The organism is Streptomyces sp. 2A115 (assembly GCF_052245575.1).
Taxonomy (GTDB): domain Bacteria; phylum Actinomycetota; class Actinomycetes; order Streptomycetales; family Streptomycetaceae; genus Streptomyces.
The window spans coordinates 116,137-132,257 of the sequence record NZ_JBQQCG010000024.1 but is presented as its reverse complement, the minus strand read 5'-3'; the positions used below and the strand labels follow the sequence as shown (position 1 = coordinate 132,257).

Here is a 16,121-nt window from a genome sequence, read left to right as displayed (position 1 = left end):
CCCCCCCCCCCCCCCCGCCACCTGCGACGAGACCCTCCCCGATCCGGCTGAGCGGGCGTGTCGGGTACGGATTCCTGGGCACTCGGAGCGAATAAGGATGATCCGGCACATAAGGAGGAGCTGGTGGTCGTCCGTGCCGAACACTTCTGAGCGCCCGCGTCGCGTCACCGTCGACCGCGAGGGCCCGCTGCTCGTGGAAGGCCCGGTCGAAGTGGTCATGGAGGACGGCACGGTCGTCACCTCACGGCGCTTCACCGTCGCGATCTGCACGTGTCGCCGCAGCCGCGCCTACCCCTGGTGCGACACCAGCCACCGCCGCCGGGTGAAGGACGACGCCACATGACCGACCCCGAACTGCCCACGCCTCGCGGCGAGTTGTCCGACGCCGTCATCTCCGCACTGCGCTTCGCCACCCCCGTACCGGCGCTGTCGCGGCAGACGCGAGAGGCCGATCCGTACGGCGACGACCTCCAGCTCGCCCTCTACCTCCTCTACGAACTCCACTATCGGGGGTTCGCCGGAGTGGCCGACGAGTACGAGTGGGACCCCGGGCTGCTGGGCCTGCGCCGCACTCTCGAACGGCGCTTCACCGAGGCGCTCCGCAACGACGTAACGGTGCGGACCGGCGCCGAGCAGGCCCTGTCCGCGCTGCTGGTGGAACCCGTCGGGCACGACGCCACCAGCGTCAGCCACCACCTGCAGCGCGACGGCGAACTGTGGCAGCTCAGGGAGTACGCGGCGCTGCGCTCGCTCTACCACCTCAAGGAGGCCGACCCGCACGCCTGGGTCATCCCCCGGCTGCGCGGGCGGGCCAAGGCGGGCATGGTGGCCATCGAGTACGACGAGTTCGGCGCCGGACGCGCGGACGAGATCCACGCCCGGCTCTTCGCCGACCTGATGGCGGATCTGGGACTGGCGACGCGGTACGGGCACTATCTCGAAGCGGCACCCGCTGAGGCGCTCGCCATCGTCAACCTCATGTCCCTGCTCGGCCTGCACCGTGCGCTGCGCGGCGCGTTGGTCGGGCACTTCGCCGCCGTCGAGGTGACCTCGTCGCCCGCGTCACGCCGGCTGGCCGCGGCCCTGCGCCGCACCGGAGCGGGGCCCGCCGCCCAGCGGTTCTACGACGAGCACGTGGAGGCGGACGCCGTCCACGAGCAGGTCGTGCGCCGTGATGTGGTCGGCGGACTGCTCGCGAGCGAGCCCGAACTCGAACCCGACGTCGCCTTCGGTGTCCGGGCGACCGGCTTTCTCGAAGACCGGCTCAGTGCCTGCCTCCTGGACGCCTGGCGGCACCACCGAAGCGCCCTGCGTGTCCCGTTGACCGAGCTGACCGAGCCGACCGCGGAGGGAGACAAGTCCCATGCCTGACAACCCCACCGACAAGCACCCCCGCCCCGACTTCCCCCAGCAGGACCAGGAGCACCCGGGCTGGACCGGTCCCATGGATCCGCCCCCCGATCACGGCGAGGAGTCGTACGAGGGCAGCGGACTGCTCCTGGACCGCAAGGCGGTGCTGACCGGCGGTGACTCCGGCATCGGCCGTGCGGTGGCGCTCGCCTACGCCCGTGAGGGAGCGGACGTCCTCTTCACGTACCTTCCGGAGGAGGCGGAGGAGGCACGCGAGACGACCCGGCTCGTCGAGGACGCCGGCCGCAAGGGCGTCGCCGTGTCCTGCGACATCCGCGAGGAGGAGCAGTGCCGCCGGCTGGTGGAACGCGCTGTCGCGGAGTTCGGGCGGATCGACATCCTGGTCAACAACGCCGCGTACCAGATGTCCCAGCCGGACGGAATCGGCGCCATCTCGACCGAGCAGTTCGACCGGGTCATGCACACCAACCTGTATGCCATGTTCTGGCTGTGCAAACTCTCCCTCCCACACATTCCCGCGGGCGGCTCCATCATCAACTCCACGTCCGTGCAGGCGTACAAGCCGAGCCCGCATCTGCTCGACTACGCGACGACGAAGGGCGCCATAGTGACCTTCACCCAGGGACTCGCGCAGATGGTGGCGGACGACGGCATCCGCGTGAACGCCGTGGCGCCCGGCCCCGTATGGACTCCGCTGATTCCGGCGACGCTGCCGGACACGGTCAAGTTCGGCAAGCAGTCGCCGCTCGGGCGGCCCGCCCAGCCCGCCGAAATGGCCCCCGCCTACGTCTTCCTCGCCTCACCGCGGGCGAGTTTCATCACCGCGGAGATCCTCAACGCCACCGGCGGCACGCCACTGCCGTGAGTGATCACGTTCAGCGGTCAGTGGTCCTCAGTGTTCAGTGGTTTCAGTGGTCAGTGAGCGCCAGGGCCGCCGCCGCCGAACGAGCCGCTCGATCCGCGGCTCCAGCGCGGCGGCTCCTGCTTCTCGCTGCGTTTGGTGCCGGAAGGGTGGATTTCGTGCGGTGTGAGCCGCTCGCTCTCGTCGGCGGCTCGGGGAACCTCGTCCGGCTCCCGCATTTCCCGGGTCTCGTGTACCGGCCCCGAATCCGGCAGCCGGGGCTGCTCCTGGGGCTTGGGCGGCTCCGACTCGCCCTTACGCACCTTGATGCCGAGGCGGACGGCCCACACCAGGGCTCCAGCAATGATGAGGCCGCCGACGAAGGCACCGATCGCGCCGAGCGCCGCATTCGAGGCGGCCATTTCATAAGGTGTCGTATTCATCTTCGCCGAGTACCCCTGCTCGGGAATTGAATACGCCGCCTCGGACTACCGCGGCCGGTTTCCCTTGGCCTTGCCGAACTGATCAGGAGTTCCGTGCGGCGGCGGGCTGATCGGTTCCGGTGAGGTCTTGGGCGAGACGGGGGAGCCACCCGGCCGCGGCCCTGGGCGCGGCTGGCCGGCTGCCGCTCCGCCGCCGGTGGGCTCGGCGCCCGCGGAAAGCTGGTGCAGGCGCGCGGTGAGGATCTCCAGGACGGGCGTGCGCTTCCCATGACCTCGCTCGTATTCCAGCAGGGTCCTGAGCTCGGCCTCGTCGAGCGCTCGGATGCGGTTTTCGATCTCGCCCAGAGACAGCCCGTCGTAGTCGGAGACGGGCAGATCCGTGGTCTCGTCGGTGCCCTGAGCGTGGCGGGACGAAGTCATGATCGTTCTCCTGACTGCTGATCTCTCGTGCTTTCCGTCGTGCTCTCCGTCTGTCTGCGGTCCGGGTTCCCAGGTAGCCGGAACTCATGGTTCCAGCCGGCAGAACTCATCGCCGGCCGGGCGTGGCGTGGCGCGGGCGACTCGAAGGACGGCGGCGGTAGCGTCGCCACGGACGATCACGATCCGAACCGGCCGGTGGCGTCGCGGCCCAGAACGGGCCGTCGCCTCAATCGTCGCCGACCCGACTTCACCGGCGGCCGGTTTCCCCCGGTGAGCCGGGGGCACTCGCGAGGCGGTTTCCTGCCGTCAGGCCCGTACGCCTCCGTAGACACCGCCGGGCTTGGGCAGTCCGCGGAGGAGGACGATGACCGAGCTTTCAGCACGCGGCGCCGAACCCGAACCCGAACCGACGGCGTCCAAACCCTCTCTCGGCAGGGCGCTGCTGCGCTGGGCCTCCACGACCGATCACAAGGTGATCGGCAACCTGTACATGGTCACGGCCTTCTGCTTCTTTCTCTTCGCGGGTCTGCTCGCCCTGGCCATGCGGGCCGAACTCGCCCGCCCCGGGCTGCAGTTCGTGAACGAGCACACCTACAACCAGCTCTTCACGATCCACGGCACCGTCATGATGCTGCTCTTCGCGACGCCCATGTTCGCCGGGTTCGCGAACGCCGTCATGCCGTTGCAGATCGGCGCGCCCGATGTGGCCTTTCCCCGCCTGAACGCCCTGTCGTACTGGATGTATCTCTTCGGCGGGCTGATGGTCGTCTCCGGTTTCCTGGTGCCGGGCGGCGCCGCCGACTTCGGCTGGTTCGCCTACGCGCCGCTGAACAGCTCGTACCACTCCCCCAGCGCGGGCAGCGACCTGTGGGTGATGGGACTCGTGGTGACCGGGGTGTCGACGACACTCAGCGCCGTCAACTTCATCACCACGATCCTGTGCCTGCGAGCTCCGGGAATGACCATGTTCCGGATGCCGCTGTTCACCTGGAACGTGCTGTTCACGTCCATTCTGGTGCTGCCCGCCTTCCCGGTTCTCACCGCTGCTCTACTGGCTCTTGAGGCTGACCGGAAGTTCGGGGCACATATCTTCGACGCCACGAACGGCGGCGCCATTCTGTGGCAGCACCTTTTCTGGTTCTTCGGGCATCCGGAGGTCTACATCGTCGCCCTGCCGTTTTTCGGGGTCATCTCGGAGATCATTCCGGTGTTCTCGCGCAAACCGCTGTTCGGGTATCTTCCGCTGATCGGCGCGACGATCGCGATCACCATGCTGTCCGCCGTCGTATGGGCGCACCACATGTTCGCCACCGGCGCGGTGCTCCTGCCGTTCTTCTCCCTCATGTCGTTCCTGATCGCCGTGCCCACCGGGATCAAGTTCTTCGCGTGGATCGGCACGATGCACAGAGGGTCGCTGTCGTTCGAGACGCCGATGCTGTGGGCGATGGGCTTTCTGGTGTCGTTCCTGCTGGGAGGTCTGAGTGGCGTGCTCATCGCCTCGCCGCCGCTCGACTTCCACGTCACGGACTCGTATTTCATCGTGGCGCATCTGCATTACGTGCTGTTCGGCACCGTGGTCTTCGCGATGTTCGGCGGCTTCTATTTCTGGTGGCCCAAGCTCACCGGGAAAATGCTGGACGAGCGTCTCGGCAAGCTGCATTTCTGGCTGCTGTTCCCGGCATTTCAGCTGACTTTCCTGGTGCAGCACTGGCTCGGGGAGGAGGGAATGCCCCGCCGGTACGCCGATTACCTGCCCGCCGACGGCTTCACGCTCCTCAACGCCCTGTCGTCCATCGGGGCGTTCCTGCTCGGCGTCTCGACCCTGCCGTTCCTGTACAACGTGTGGCACACGGCCAGGTACGGGAAGCGCGTCACCTCGGACGACCCCTGGGGTTTCGGGCGCAGTCTGGAATGGGCGACCTCGTCTCCGCCGCCCCGCCACAACTTCGTGGCGCTGCCGCGGGTGCGGTCCGAGTCTCCGGCTTTCGATCTGCACCATCCCGAGGTCGTCAAGCAGGCGAAGGAAGAGGGGCCCCGATGAAGGTCGAAGCACTGCTCTTCGGTGGTGTCGCGGTGTTCTTCGGAGGCTCCGCCGCTCTCTACGGCTTCTGGTCCGCCGACCCTGCCGGTACCGCGGCCCTGGTCGTCGCCTTCGCGATGGCCGCCCTGGTGTCCTTCTTCTGCGCGATGCACTACCGGCGCAAGGGGCGGCGCCCCCAGGACCGTACCGACGCCGAAGTGGCGGACAACACCGGACCCTTGGAGTTCTTCCCGGCCCAGAGCCCATGGCCCGTCATCACCGCCCTGGGCTTCGCCGTCGCGTGTACGGGGGTGGTCTACGGGCTGTGGCTGTTCCTCATCGGTGTCGGTGTGCTGGCGCGGGGGGTTCTGGGGATGACGTTCCAGTACGCGGCTCGGGGTGCGGATCAGGAGGAGTGAGCGGTGGCCTGGGCGCGCCGGGCCGGAACTTGTCGACCGGCCGGTGCCCACTCTCGTAGCCCCCTTCCACGGACTGCCGCACCTCACCGGTCTCCTCACCCTCCGCCAGGCGTTCCCGCTCCGCGTTCAGCAGGGCGTGGCACAGTCGCCGCGTCAGCATGAACGCGAGGACCGGCGCCACGACGAGGGCGATGCGCAGCACCCAGGTCAGCGTGTTGAGCGAGATACGGAACGTCTGGGCCACGACGTCGTTGCCGCCGGCCAGCAGGAGCACCCCGTAGAAGGTGATGCCGGCGACGCCGAGGCCGGTGCGTACGGGGCGTTCGCGCGGCCGGTCGCACAGGTGATGCTCCTGGCTGCCCTCGCCCGTCAGCCGCTGTTCGACGAACGGGTACAGGTAGAGGACGAGGAAGAGCAGCGCGGGCAGCACGACAGCTGGGAGCAGGACGTTCCACATGATCGTGTGGCCGGCGACGGCCGTCTCCCAGGGGGGCACGAGCCGCAGAGCGCCCTCCAGGAAACCCACGTACCAGTCGGGTTGGGAACCGGTCGACACGTAATCCGTGCGGTAGGGCCCGTACACCCAGACCGGATTGATCTGGGCGATGCCGCCGAGCAGCGCCAGTACGCCGAAGACCATGAAGAACAGGCCGCTCGACGTGGCCGCGAAATGAGGGAAGAGCGGTTTGCCGACGACGTTCGTGTTCGTCCTGCCGGGTCCGCGCCACTGGGTGTGCTTCAGGTAGAAGACCAGGATCAGATGCACCGTGACGAGGGCGATCAACGCGCCGGGCAGCAGCAGGATGTGCATGCTGTAGAGCCTGGTGACGATCTCATCGGCGGGGAACTCGCCACCGAACACGAACATGCTCACGTACGTGCCCACGACGGGGATCGACAGCATGATGCCCTGCGCGATGCGAAGCCCGGTACCGGAGAGAAGGTCGTCGGGAAGCGAGTAGCCCGCGAAGCCCTCGGCGAGCGCGAGGACGAACAGCGTGACGCCGATGACCCAGTTCATTTCCCGGGGCCTGCGGAAGGCGCCCGTGAAGAAGATCCGCAGCAGATGCAGACCGATCGCGGCGATGAAGACCAGCGCCGCCCAGTGGTGCGCCTGCCGGATGAGTAGCCCGCCGCGTACGTCGAAGCTGATCTGCAGGGTGGATTCGAACGCCTGGGACATGCGCACGCCCCGCAGCGGCTCGTACCCTCCCCCGTACGTCACTTCACGCATCTCGGGCTTGAACCAGAGCGTGAGCCACACCCCGGTGAGTACCAGGACGATCAGGCTGTAGAGCGCCAGCTCGCCCAGCAGGAACGACCAGTGGTCGGGGAACGCCTTGCGGAGCAGTTTCCCGCCGTCCGCCACCGGCAGCCTCGCGTCGGCCGCGTCGGCGAAGCGTTCGCCGGCCGGGCGGCGCCCGGCCGGCGGTGGTGTCCCGGCCGTCCCCCGCCGCGCCGCCCTCACATCGCCTCCAGGCCGTGGCCGACGAGCCGACCGCACCACTCCCGACCCACGGAAACGCCTCCCTCTGTACGGGTTCGCCGCTCGCTACCGACCATGACTCGCCGCCAGTTCGCCGGGGCGAGTACCCCGACACGGCGAAACACTCGCCCGGTCCCGCGTACTCCCACCATCACCTCGGGGCACACCACGCGACATCGCTGCGCGTCCGAACGGGCGGACACCGGCGGATCGCGCCGATCCTCCGGGGTGTCCGACACCGCGTTACGCGCTCCGAGGTGCGGGAACTCGTGGCGTGTCCACCCGGCCCCCGCCGATCCGGGTGCGCTGCACCCGCGGGGCCCTCAACGCCAAAGGAGGAAGAAAGCCAATGACGAAGGCGCGAGAGATCATGACGCCCGGCGCCGAGTGCATCGGTGCGGACGCGAGTGTCCTTCAGGCGGCGCAGAAGATGACGGAGCTCGGTGTGGGGGCGCTGCCCATCTGCGGCACGGACAACAAGCTCAAGGGCATGCTCACGGACCGCGACATCGTGGTGAAGGTTCTCGGCGCGGGCAAGGACCCATCGACCAGTCACGTGGGCGAGTTCGCCCAGGGGAAAACGGTGACCATCGGGGTGGACGACGACGAGGTGGCGATCCTGCGGACCATGGCGAAACACAAGGTCCGCCGTCTCCCCGTCATCGAGGGCCACGACCTGGTCGGCATCGTCGCCCAGGCCGATGTCGCGCGGGCCATCCCCGACCCCGCGGTGGGTGACCTGCTCGAGGCCCTGTCCACCGACTGAGGGGCAGGCCGCGACAAGACGGCTCCGCAGGAGAGCCGCTCCAGGAAGGGAGCAACGTGATGCCCGCAGGATCGAGCAAGAAGCGCGAGCGGCAGTACGAGCACATCAAGGAAAGCGCTGAGCAGCGGGGCGAGTCCACCGGCCGGGCGAAGGAGATCGCGTCCCGCACGGTGAACAAGGAGCGTGCCCGCTCCGGCGAGTCGCGGAGTTCGAGCAAGGCCTCCACCCGCGATCCGAAGTCCGCCTCGGAGCGCGGCGGGCAGCGCTCGGGCGGTGGCTCTCAGGGGCCCACCAAGGATCAGCTGTACGAGGAGGCGAAGAAGCGCAACATCGACGGTCGGTCCTCCATGAACAAGCAGGAGCTGCAGAGGGCACTCGGCCGCTGATCGTCCTGGTCGCGCGGATCGTCCGGGTGCCGGACTCGCCCGGGCCGCGCGAGGGAGACGGCCAGGCGTCGCCGGGCCGCACACGGTGCGCCCCGGCGACGCCTGCTATGTCAGAAGCCGCAGGACCGCCTCCTCGATGGCTCCCTGGGTGGCCGGCCGGCCGAAGGACGCCTCCGCGCCGAGCCGGTCGAGGGCGGGCGCGATGGTCCGGCCCTCCTCGAAGAGTTCGACGACCCGGGGATTGATGTACGACGCCCGGCACACCGCGGGCGTGTTCCCGAGGTAGCCGCTGACTTCCTGAACGGCGCGGGTGACGGCACGTTTGCGGGCTGTCCTGGACTCGACGGAGACCGGTGCGGACACGGCGAGGGCAACGGCCGCGAGCACGGTGCCGTGCCAGGTCCTGAAGTCCTTCGCCGTGATGTCCGTACCCGAGTGGTCCCGGAGGTAGGCGTTGAGATGCTCCGCGCGCACCTCGTGCCACGCACGTCCCTCCCAGTACACGAAGAGCCGTGGGCCGCCGCCGCTCCGACGCAGCGGCGAGCACAGGGCCCGGTAGGCGGGGCCGTCGACCAGGGCCCGGGACTGTTCCTTGGCGTACTTCGCCGGATAGGTGAGACAGACCTCGCCCCGACGGCAGGCGGCGTGCTCCTTCAACAGGGTGGTCAGGCCGTATGTCTCGTGGTCGCGCACGTAGGACTCGTTACCGACCCGGAAGAACCCCAGGTCCAGCAGACGTACCGCGCATGCCAGCACGCGGTCCCGCGACAGGCCTCGGGTCGCCAGGTCCTCGGCCACCTGTGAGCGCAGACCGGGGAGTGCCCTCGCGACTTCCAGGACGTGGTCGTGCTTGGCCGCTTCCTGCTGCTCGCGGAACTTCCGGTGGTACAGGTACTGACGGCGGCCCGCGGAGTCCGTACCCGTGGCCTGGAGGTGTCCATTGGGCCAGGGGCAGATCCATACGTCCTGCCACGCGGGCGGGATGACCAGTTCCCGCAGCCGTCGCTTCTCCTCCGCGTCGGTGACGGGGTTCCCCGAGGGGTCGACGTAGCGGAAGCCGCGGCCACAACGGATCCTGGTGATTCCGGGTCCCTCCGAGTCGCTCCTTCTCAGGCGCATCGGGACCGCCTTCGATACGACGCTGAGTGGTCACGCATGAGAGCCGGGTTCCCCGAACCCGCCGCACAAAGCGGCACGATGACCAGCGGCACCGCTCGGGTCGGCCCGCCGGCGCATCGCTTCCTGCCTCGCCCGGTCAGTTCCGAAGGAACATGAGCACGGCCAGCACGCGCCGGGACTCGCTGCCCGTGGTGGGCAGGCCGAGCTTGCCGAAGATGCTGGAGACGTACTTCTCCACCGCGCGCAGCGTGATCACCAGCCGGTCGGCGATGCCCTGGTTCGAGTTGCCGGCGGCCATCAGCTCGAGAACCTCGCGCTCACGCGGCGTCAGCCGTTCGAGCGGGTCGTCGCTGCGCCGCCGGGACAGCAGGGTGGACACGATGGTCGGGTCGACGGCGGAGCCTCCGGTGGCGACCCTGCGTACGGCGCTCAGGAATTCGGGCACGTCGCTGATCCGGTCCTTGAGCAGATAGCCGACGCCCTCCGCCGAGTCGGCCAACAGCTTCATGGCCAGGCCGAGTTCAACGTACTGGGACAGCACAAGCACCCCGACCTCGGGATGGGCCGCACGGATCTCCACCGCCGCCCGTATGCCCTCGTCGCTGTGGGTGGGCGGCAGCCGGATGTCGACGATGACCACGTCGGGCAGTCGGCCGCGCAGCAGGCTGAGCAGTTCCTGGGCGTCCCGGCAGCGCCCCAGCACCTCGAAGCCGGCGTCGCCGAGCAGCCGGGCGAGGCCTTCCCGGAGCAGGACGCTGTCCTCTGCGATGGCTACTTGCACGGCAGTTCCGCCTGCACCCGGGTGCCGTTGCCGCTCGACGTCCACACCCGAAGCCGGCCGTCGAGCGCCTCCACCCGGTCGGCCAGTCCCCGCAGACCGCTGCCGCCTTCGGTGTCGGCGCCGCCGCGGCCGTCGTCGAGGACCTCGACCACGAGCCGCCCGTCGGCCTGGGCGACGCTCACCGTCGCCGCGTTCGCCCGGGCGTGTTTCCCGATGTTGGCGAGGCTCTCGCAGACCACGTAGTACGCCGCGACCTCGACGGCTTCGGCGAGTCTGCCGTCGAGCCGAACCGTCAACCGGACCGGCAGGGGCGCCCGTGCGGCCAGCGATTCGAGTGCGACGGCGAGGCCGTGTGCGCTGAGGACGGCCGGGTGCAGCCCGCGCGCCACGTCGCGCAGCTCCGCCAGGGAGGTGGCGATCTCGCCTCTGGCCTGCGACAGGCGGGTTCGGGCGGCCTGGTCGCCGTCGAGACTCGCCTCCAGCATGGCCAGATCGAGGGAGAGCGCGATGAGCCGCTGCTGAGCGCCGTCGTGGAGATTGCGCTCCAGCCGCTGGCGCTCCTGCTGGCCCGCAGCGATGACCCGCGCTCGGGAACCGCGCAACTCTTCGACGTGGGCTCGTAGTTCGGCCTGCAGCCGGCCGGTCTCCAGGGCGATGGCCGCGGCGGCGCTGACCGCGTCGAGGAGTTCGCGTTCGTCGTTGAGCGCCGCGTCGTGGATGAGGGCCGCCACCGGCGCGCCGTCCCGCTCGATGAGGGTGGTCGCCCGGGCCGGATCGGCGGGCAGCTCGAGCGGTTTGCCGTCCTGGTCGGTCCAGCTGGCGAACTGCGGCAGCCAGTACAGCACCGCGAGCGACGGATCCCCGAGCGCCCGGGCCAGCGGGGCCCGCAGGTCGTCCGGTTCGGCCCGCAGTTCCACCACGAGGTCGCCGACGGCGGTGCGGGCCAGCCGGGCGCCCAGCAGGCCGGCGAGGAAGGCGACGGGGGCCAGGCTGATCACCGCGAGGCTCACCCGCTGGACCACTGGGAAGGAAGGGCCGCCGAACACGCCCACCACCAACAGGACGGCGATCATCACCAGCCCAAGACCGAAGGAGTCGATCAGCAGCCCCAGGGACCTGCGCAACGGACGACCGCCGGCCCGGCGGCGGGCCGCGATCAGCGCGACACCCGCGAGCGAGACCGCGCTGATCGCGAGGAGCTCACCGTGGAAGAGCGCCCTGCCCACGTCCGGCGCGTCGACCAGACGCAGGGGATGGTCCGGGCCGAAGCCGCCCAGCATCATCGCCACCGGCTGCGCACCGACCGCGGCGACGTAACCGACGCCGACGAGCAGCCTGGCCGGTCGGCCCGTCAGCCGACCGGTCGGGAAGGCCAGGAACACGTGCAGGATCAGTACCAGCGGCAGCAGGTCGGCCAGCTGCCCGACGGTCCGTACGGCGGCGGTGCCCGACCAGGACAGGGCCGAGGCGAAGCCTGCTGCTCCCGCGAGGAGCATCAACGGGCCGAAGCGGTTGTCGGGCCGGTGCCACCACGCGACGAGACCGGCCGCGGAGTAGGACACCGAAATCCAGACGAGCAGCACGGCGTGTACGGCCGAAACGCCGCTCGATGCGGCGAGGGTCAGGCAGCCGCCGGCGGCCGCGGCAAGTACGAGGCCCGCCAGGCTGCCGAGCAGAACCGGCCTCCGGGCGCGAACGGCGCGACGTGCGGCGAACGCCTGCATCGCTTCCCCCCTTCCCGACCATTGGCCGTCGGGCGTGACCGGGGCGCGACCGTCCACAACTGGCGTGCGTACGGCCGGTGATGAAGGGAGGCGTCGCTCGCACGCTACTCCCGGCACGGCACCGGCGCCAGCGCGGACGCAGAACCCCCTTCCCACCACCGGGCCTTCCGGCAGCGGGGGTGTCCGCACCTCCGCGGCACACCAGAAACCCGCCCCCCACACCGGCCAGTGACCCGCCTTACCCGCCGTACCGCGGACTGTCAGCGTGAGGAGCAATCCCGAACCGCCCCAAGGAGCCGTGATGAAGACCCCGGTCATCCAAGAGGAACCGGAAGAGCCCCGTCGGGGCGCCCTCGACGCACCCGAGCCCGAGAATCCCGGTTCGCCCCGACTCCCCGCCCCGAGGAGGAAGTTCATGTCCCGCCCCGCCGAGTGGGTGCGGACCCGTCCCCTGGTCGCGTTCTTCGTACTGGCCTATGCCCTGAGCTGGGCCCCCGTGCCGTTCGGCAGTTTCTTCGCGCCCGGTGCCCTGATCGCCGCCCTGATCGTGGTGTCCGTCTCCCAAGGCACCGCGGGGCTGCGCGAGTTGGTCTCCCGGCTGATCCGCTGGCGGGTGCACTGGATCTGGTATGTGGCGGCGATCGCCGTACCGCTGACGGTCCACTTCGCCGCCATGGGCTCGAACATGGCGTTCGGCGCGCCGGCTCCCTCGACCGGCGATATCGCCCCCTGGTACGGCATCGCGCTCGCCATCGGGATGAACATGGTCAATCCCTTCGGCGGCCCCTTCAGTGAGGAGCCCAGCTTCCGCGGCTTCGCCCAGCCGGGCCTCCAGAAGCGCCGCAGCCCGCTGGCGGCCACCGCGATCCTCGCGGTCCTGATCACCGGCTGGCACGCGCCGCTGTTCTTCATCTCGTCCTTCGGCCTCGAGCCGCACGAGGCGCTGACCACCGTGGCCCTCACCTTCTGGTACGGCTGGCTGTTCAACCAGGCAGGCGGCAGTGCCCTGTTGGCGCTGCTGGCCCACGCCACCGAAGGCAGCGTCAACACCGAGGATCTCTGGCCGTCCGGCGCGGACGCGACCCGGGAGACCTGGCTGTATTTCGGCCTCTGGTGCGCGGTGGCCGTCTGCCTCGTCCTCGCACACCGGCGCTTCTGGACCGCCAAGGCACCACCCGGTGCCCAAGAGCCGCCCGAGCGCCGCACCCAGACAATCGTCACCGAAAGCTGAGAGGTACCCCATGTCCCGACTGCTCTACCGGATCGGACACTTCTCCGGCCGGCACCCATGGCGCGTCATCATGACGTGGGTCGCGATCGCCGCCGCCGTATTCCTGCTCAATCAGTCCTTCGGCGGCAGCGCCGACGAAACCTTCAAGGTGCCCGGCATCGAGTCGCAGAAGGCGGCCGAGGCGCTCGAGGACAAGTTCCCGCAGGAGAGCATCTCCACCGCCAACATCATCTTCCACTCCGACGAAGGGCTGACCCAGTCGGAGGTCAAGGCGGCGGTGGCCGACGCACGTACCGGACTCGCCGCGATTCCGCACGTCGTCGCGGTGTCCGATCCGTACGACGCCCGGGGCCCCACGCTGAGTCCCGACGGTCGGACCGGCTTCACGACCCTGGCCGTCGACACCGAAGGGAAGGTCACCGCGGCCCAGTTCGACGCCGCGGAACGAGCCACTGAGCCCGTCCGCGCCGCCGGAGTACAGGTCGAGTACGACGGTGGTCTCGGCCAAGCCAAGGGTGAGGAGGCGGGCGGGGTCCCCAGCGAGGTGCTCGGTGTCGCGTTCGCCGTTGTGATCCTGGCGGTGGCGTTCGGTTCCCTCGTCGCGATGAGCCTGCCGATCGTGGTCGCGCTGGTGGCCATCCTCATCGGCTTCAGCGCCATCGGCGTCATGTCCGGGCTCATGGCCGTCCCCGAGATCGCCACGATCGTCGCCATGATGCTCGGCCTCGGGATCGGCATCGACTACGCACTGTTCGTCCTGACCCGGCACCGCCAGAACCTGGCCAACGGCATGCCCGTGCCCGAGGCGGTGGGCCGCGCCAACTCCACGGCAGGCCTCTCGGTGCTGTTCGCCGGCGTCACCGTCATCGTGGCGATCACCGGCCTGCAACTGTCGGGCCTTCGGATGCTCACCGTGATCGGCTGGGCATCGGCGATCATGGTCACGGTGACCCTGCTCGCCGCACTCACCCTGTTGCCCGCGATGCTCGGGCTGGCCGGCCGACGGGTCAACAACTTGCGGGTTCCCTTCGTGAAACCGAAGCCGGCGTACAACCCGAAGTCCAAGTCCAGCCGCTGGTCCGCCAAGGTGGTCGCACAGCCCGTCCGCTACGGCGCTGCCGCCCTCGCTCTGCTCGGCGTGCTCGCCGTGCCGGTCTTCTCCATGCATCTCGGTTTCCCCGACGCGGGCAACGACGCTCCGACCAGCACCACACGCAAGTCGTACGACCTCATCACCGAGGGCTTCGGACCGGGCGTCAACGGTCCGCTTCAAGTGGTGATCGAGATGAACGGGACCGACCCGTCCGAGGTCGGGGGCGTGGGCCCGGCTCTCGAGGACGATCCCGGAATCGCCTCCGTGGGCGCCGTGGAGCTCAGCCCCGAGGGCGATCTGGCGGCATTCGCCGTCACTCCCACCACCTCGCCGCAGAACGCGAAGACCGGCGAGCTCGTCGACCGCCTGCGCCAGGACCTGCTGCCCGACGCGGTGCGCGGAACCGACGCGAAGCCGATGGTCACCGGCGCGACCGCCCTGAGCGCGGACCTCGCGACACAGCTCCAGCAGCGCATGCTGTGGTTCCTCGGCGCCGTGATCGGACTGTCCTTCATCATCCTGATGATCGTGTTCCGGTCGGTCCTGGTGCCGCTGAAAGCAGCGATCCTCAACGTCCTCAGCATCGGTGCCTCGTACGGAGTGCTCGTCGCGATCTTCCAGTGGGGCTGGGGGGCCGGTCTCATCGGCCTCGACGGCAGTGTTCCGATCATGTCGCTGGCGCCCATGCTCATGTTCGCGGTTCTCTTCGGACTGTCCATGGACTACGAGGTGTTCCTGCTCAGCCGGGTGCGCGAGCAGTTCCAGCGCCACGGTGACGCCAAAGCGGCGGTCGTCGAGGGTGTCGGCTCCACGGCCCGGGTGATCACGAGTGCCGCACTGATCATGATCGGCGTGTTCGGCGCGTTCATACTGATGGACGAGGCCACGACCAAGCTGTTCGGCGTCGGCCTCTCCGTGGCCGTCATCCTCGACGTGACCCTGGTACGGATGGTCCTCGTTCCCGCCGCGATGAGCCTGCTCGGGAAGCACGCGTGGTGGCTGCCGGGCTGGCTGGACCGGATCCTGCCGGACATCCACCTCGAAGGCGACGCCGCGGACGACCTCCTGGCCGTGCCCGCCCGGTCGCCGGCGGACCTGGCGGCGACGGCGCCCGGCGCCCGGTAGCCGCCTGTCGGGGGGCGGCCCGCCCCCCGACCACCGCAGCCCGACGCCCAGGCCCGCCACAGCGCCTGGGCGTCGAAGGCGCGAGGCCGGCTTCCTCCCGTAGAGCCCGCTCCATCCGGCAGACTCCACCCATGGAGATTGCCGAACTCGTTCGAACCCTGGACAGGGAAGGCCAGTTGCTGGCCGGGGCCGCGGAAAGCGCCGGGGCCGACGCCAAGGTGCCGACCTGCCCGGGCTGGCAGGTGCGGGATCTGCTGCGGCACACCGGTATGGTGCATCGCTGGGCCACGGCGTTCGTCGCCGAGGGGCACACCTCGTATCACCCGGACGGCGGCCTGCCGGATCTGGACGGTGCGGAGTTGCTCGCCTGGTTCCGGGAGGGACACCGGCGACTTGTCGACACCCTCACCACCGCCCCGCCGGACGTGGAGTGCTGGAGTTTCCTGCCCGCCCCGTCTCCGCTGGCCTTCTGGGCACGGCGGCAGGCCCACGAGACGACCGTGCACCGGGTCGACGCGGAGTCCGCGGGGGGCGGCGCCCCGAGCGCAATCGCGGTGGACTTCGCGGTCGACGGCATCGACGAGCTGCTGCGCGGCTTCCACGTGCGCCGCAAGAGCAGGGTGCGGACGGACGTGCCGCGTGTGCTGAGGGTGCGCGCCTCGGACACGGACGCCGTCTGGACCGTACGGCTGTCGCCCGAGCCGCCCGCCGGCGAGCTGGGGGAAGTGGCGGACGCCGACTGCGAGTTGGCGGGTACGGCGGCCCAGCTCTATCTGGCGCTGTGGAACCGTAGGCCCTTCCCGACCGTGACGGGAGACGCGTCGATCGCGACCCTGTGGCGTGAGAAGTCCGGGGTCACCTGGAGCTGAGCGTCGTACGAAATCCGTCGTAGGACA

At 69.6% G+C, this 16,121-nt stretch carries 16 protein-coding genes; 10 read left to right on the top strand and 6 right to left on the bottom strand.

The genetic code is table 11. From position 1 onward, the window contains the following. Positions 1-133 precede the first annotated feature (133 nt). Genes ACTWQR_RS22445 through ACTWQR_RS22435 form a run of 3 tightly spaced genes read left to right on the top strand, consistent with a single transcriptional unit; the run spans position 134 to position 2,236 of the window. Positions 134-343, top strand: coding sequence for a CDGSH iron-sulfur domain-containing protein (locus tag ACTWQR_RS22445; RefSeq protein WP_443228914.1), 210 nt, complete (start codon positions 134-136; stop codon positions 341-343). Further along, a complete protein-coding gene (locus tag ACTWQR_RS22440) occupies positions 340-1,371 on the top strand; it encodes an iron-containing redox enzyme family protein (RefSeq protein ID WP_443228912.1) in 1,032 nt (343 codons plus the stop codon). Before ACTWQR_RS22445 ends, ACTWQR_RS22440 begins: the two co-directional genes overlap by 4 nt. Further along, positions 1,364-2,236, top strand: a complete 873-nt coding sequence (locus tag ACTWQR_RS22435) for an SDR family oxidoreductase (protein ID WP_443228911.1) — start codon at positions 1,364-1,366, stop codon at positions 2,234-2,236. Before ACTWQR_RS22440 ends, ACTWQR_RS22435 begins: the two co-directional genes overlap by 8 nt. 50 nt (positions 2,237-2,286) lie before the next feature. Here the strand turns inward: ACTWQR_RS22435 and ACTWQR_RS22430 are convergent, their stop codons facing one another. Both ACTWQR_RS22430 and ACTWQR_RS22425 read right to left on the bottom strand, forming a co-directional pair. Beyond that, positions 2,287-2,655 carry a DUF6479 family protein gene (locus ACTWQR_RS22430; RefSeq protein WP_443228910.1) on the bottom strand — a complete coding sequence of 123 codons (369 nt, stop codon included), beginning with the start codon at positions 2,653-2,655 and terminating at the stop codon, positions 2,287-2,289. 45 nt (positions 2,656-2,700) lie between these two features. Further along, on the bottom strand, positions 2,701-3,075 hold the full coding sequence (locus ACTWQR_RS22425) for a hypothetical protein (RefSeq protein ID WP_443228909.1): 375 nt from the start codon (positions 3,073-3,075) through the stop codon (positions 2,701-2,703). 364 nt (positions 3,076-3,439) lie between these two features. Between ACTWQR_RS22425 and ctaD the strand changes: the two genes are divergently transcribed. Beyond that, positions 3,440-5,116 (top strand): aa3-type cytochrome oxidase subunit I, encoded by a 1,677-nt coding sequence (gene ctaD / locus ACTWQR_RS22420; RefSeq protein ID WP_443228908.1) that lies wholly within the window; start codon positions 3,440-3,442, stop codon positions 5,114-5,116. Next, positions 5,113-5,514, top strand: coding sequence for an aa3-type cytochrome oxidase subunit IV (ctaF, locus tag ACTWQR_RS22415; protein WP_443228907.1), 402 nt, complete (start codon positions 5,113-5,115; stop codon positions 5,512-5,514). The genes ctaD and ctaF overlap by 4 nt, the downstream gene beginning before the upstream one ends. Here ctaF and qcrB read toward each other — a convergent pair. Further along, a complete protein-coding gene (gene qcrB / locus ACTWQR_RS22410; protein ID WP_443228906.1) occupies positions 5,432-6,982 on the bottom strand; it encodes a cytochrome bc1 complex cytochrome b subunit in 1,551 nt (516 codons plus the stop codon). The genes ctaF and qcrB overlap by 83 nt on opposite strands. Positions 6,983-7,349: 367 nt before the next feature. Here qcrB and ACTWQR_RS22405 point away from each other — a divergent pair, with 367 nt between their 5' ends. Continuing rightward, positions 7,350-7,766 (top strand): CBS domain-containing protein, encoded by a 417-nt coding sequence (locus ACTWQR_RS22405; RefSeq protein WP_443228905.1) that lies wholly within the window; start codon positions 7,350-7,352, stop codon positions 7,764-7,766. A 59-nt stretch (positions 7,767-7,825) separates the two neighbouring features. Beyond that, complete coding sequence (locus ACTWQR_RS22400) at positions 7,826-8,152, top strand: plasmid stabilization protein (protein WP_443228904.1); 327 nt, start codon at positions 7,826-7,828, stop codon at positions 8,150-8,152. Between the two features lie 105 nt (positions 8,153-8,257). Here ACTWQR_RS22400 and ACTWQR_RS22395 read toward each other — a convergent pair whose 3' ends face one another. The 3 genes from ACTWQR_RS22395 to ACTWQR_RS22385 form a co-directional block, all read right to left on the bottom strand. Further along, on the bottom strand, positions 8,258-9,271 hold the full coding sequence (locus tag ACTWQR_RS22395; RefSeq protein WP_443228903.1) for a DNA topoisomerase IB: 1,014 nt from the start codon (positions 9,269-9,271) through the stop codon (positions 8,258-8,260). 136 nt (positions 9,272-9,407) lie between these two features. Continuing rightward, a complete protein-coding gene (locus tag ACTWQR_RS22390; protein ID WP_443228902.1) occupies positions 9,408-10,052 on the bottom strand; it encodes a response regulator transcription factor in 645 nt (214 codons plus the stop codon). Further along, positions 10,043-11,776, bottom strand: coding sequence for a histidine kinase (locus ACTWQR_RS22385; RefSeq protein WP_443228901.1), 1,734 nt, complete (start codon positions 11,774-11,776; stop codon positions 10,043-10,045). The genes ACTWQR_RS22390 and ACTWQR_RS22385 overlap by 10 nt, the downstream gene beginning before the upstream one ends. A 301-nt stretch (positions 11,777-12,077) precedes the next feature. Between ACTWQR_RS22385 and ACTWQR_RS22380 the strand changes: the two genes are divergently transcribed. From ACTWQR_RS22380 to ACTWQR_RS22370, 3 genes are all read left to right on the top strand, one after another. Then, complete coding sequence (locus ACTWQR_RS22380; protein ID WP_443228900.1) at positions 12,078-13,007, top strand: CPBP family intramembrane glutamic endopeptidase; 930 nt, start codon at positions 12,078-12,080, stop codon at positions 13,005-13,007. Positions 13,008-13,017: 10 nt separating this feature from the next. Then, positions 13,018-15,225, top strand: a complete 2,208-nt coding sequence (locus ACTWQR_RS22375; protein ID WP_443228899.1) for an MMPL family transporter — start codon at positions 13,018-13,020, stop codon at positions 15,223-15,225. 131 nt (positions 15,226-15,356) lie between these two features. Continuing rightward, complete coding sequence (locus tag ACTWQR_RS22370; protein ID WP_443228898.1) at positions 15,357-16,094, top strand: maleylpyruvate isomerase family mycothiol-dependent enzyme; 738 nt, start codon at positions 15,357-15,359, stop codon at positions 16,092-16,094. Positions 16,095-16,121 lie beyond the last annotated feature (27 nt).

Coding starts and splice junctions, on each gene's coding strand:
- ACTWQR_RS22440 (WP_443228912.1), top strand. CDS start 340: ATGACCGACCCCGAACTGCCCACGCCTCGCGGCGAGTTGTCCGACGCC.
- ACTWQR_RS22435 (WP_443228911.1), top strand. CDS start 1,364: ATGCCTGACAACCCCACCGACAAGCACCCCCGCCCCGACTTCCCCCAG.
- ACTWQR_RS22430 (WP_443228910.1), bottom strand. CDS start 2,655: ATGAATACGACACCTTATGAAATGGCCGCCTCGAATGCGGCGCTCGGC.
- ACTWQR_RS22425 (WP_443228909.1), bottom strand. CDS start 3,075: ATGACTTCGTCCCGCCACGCTCAGGGCACCGACGAGACCACGGATCTG.
- ctaD (WP_443228908.1), top strand. CDS start 3,440: ATGACCGAGCTTTCAGCACGCGGCGCCGAACCCGAACCCGAACCGACG.
- ctaF (WP_443228907.1), top strand. CDS start 5,113: ATGAAGGTCGAAGCACTGCTCTTCGGTGGTGTCGCGGTGTTCTTCGGA.
- ACTWQR_RS22405 (WP_443228905.1), top strand. CDS start 7,350: ATGACGAAGGCGCGAGAGATCATGACGCCCGGCGCCGAGTGCATCGGT.
- ACTWQR_RS22400 (WP_443228904.1), top strand. CDS start 7,826: ATGCCCGCAGGATCGAGCAAGAAGCGCGAGCGGCAGTACGAGCACATC.
- ACTWQR_RS22395 (WP_443228903.1), bottom strand. CDS start 9,271: ATGCGCCTGAGAAGGAGCGACTCGGAGGGACCCGGAATCACCAGGATC.
- ACTWQR_RS22385 (WP_443228901.1), bottom strand. CDS start 11,776: ATGCAGGCGTTCGCCGCACGTCGCGCCGTTCGCGCCCGGAGGCCGGTT.
- ACTWQR_RS22380 (WP_443228900.1), top strand. CDS start 12,078: ATGAAGACCCCGGTCATCCAAGAGGAACCGGAAGAGCCCCGTCGGGGC.
- ACTWQR_RS22375 (WP_443228899.1), top strand. CDS start 13,018: ATGTCCCGACTGCTCTACCGGATCGGACACTTCTCCGGCCGGCACCCA.
- ACTWQR_RS22370 (WP_443228898.1), top strand. CDS start 15,357: ATGGAGATTGCCGAACTCGTTCGAACCCTGGACAGGGAAGGCCAGTTG.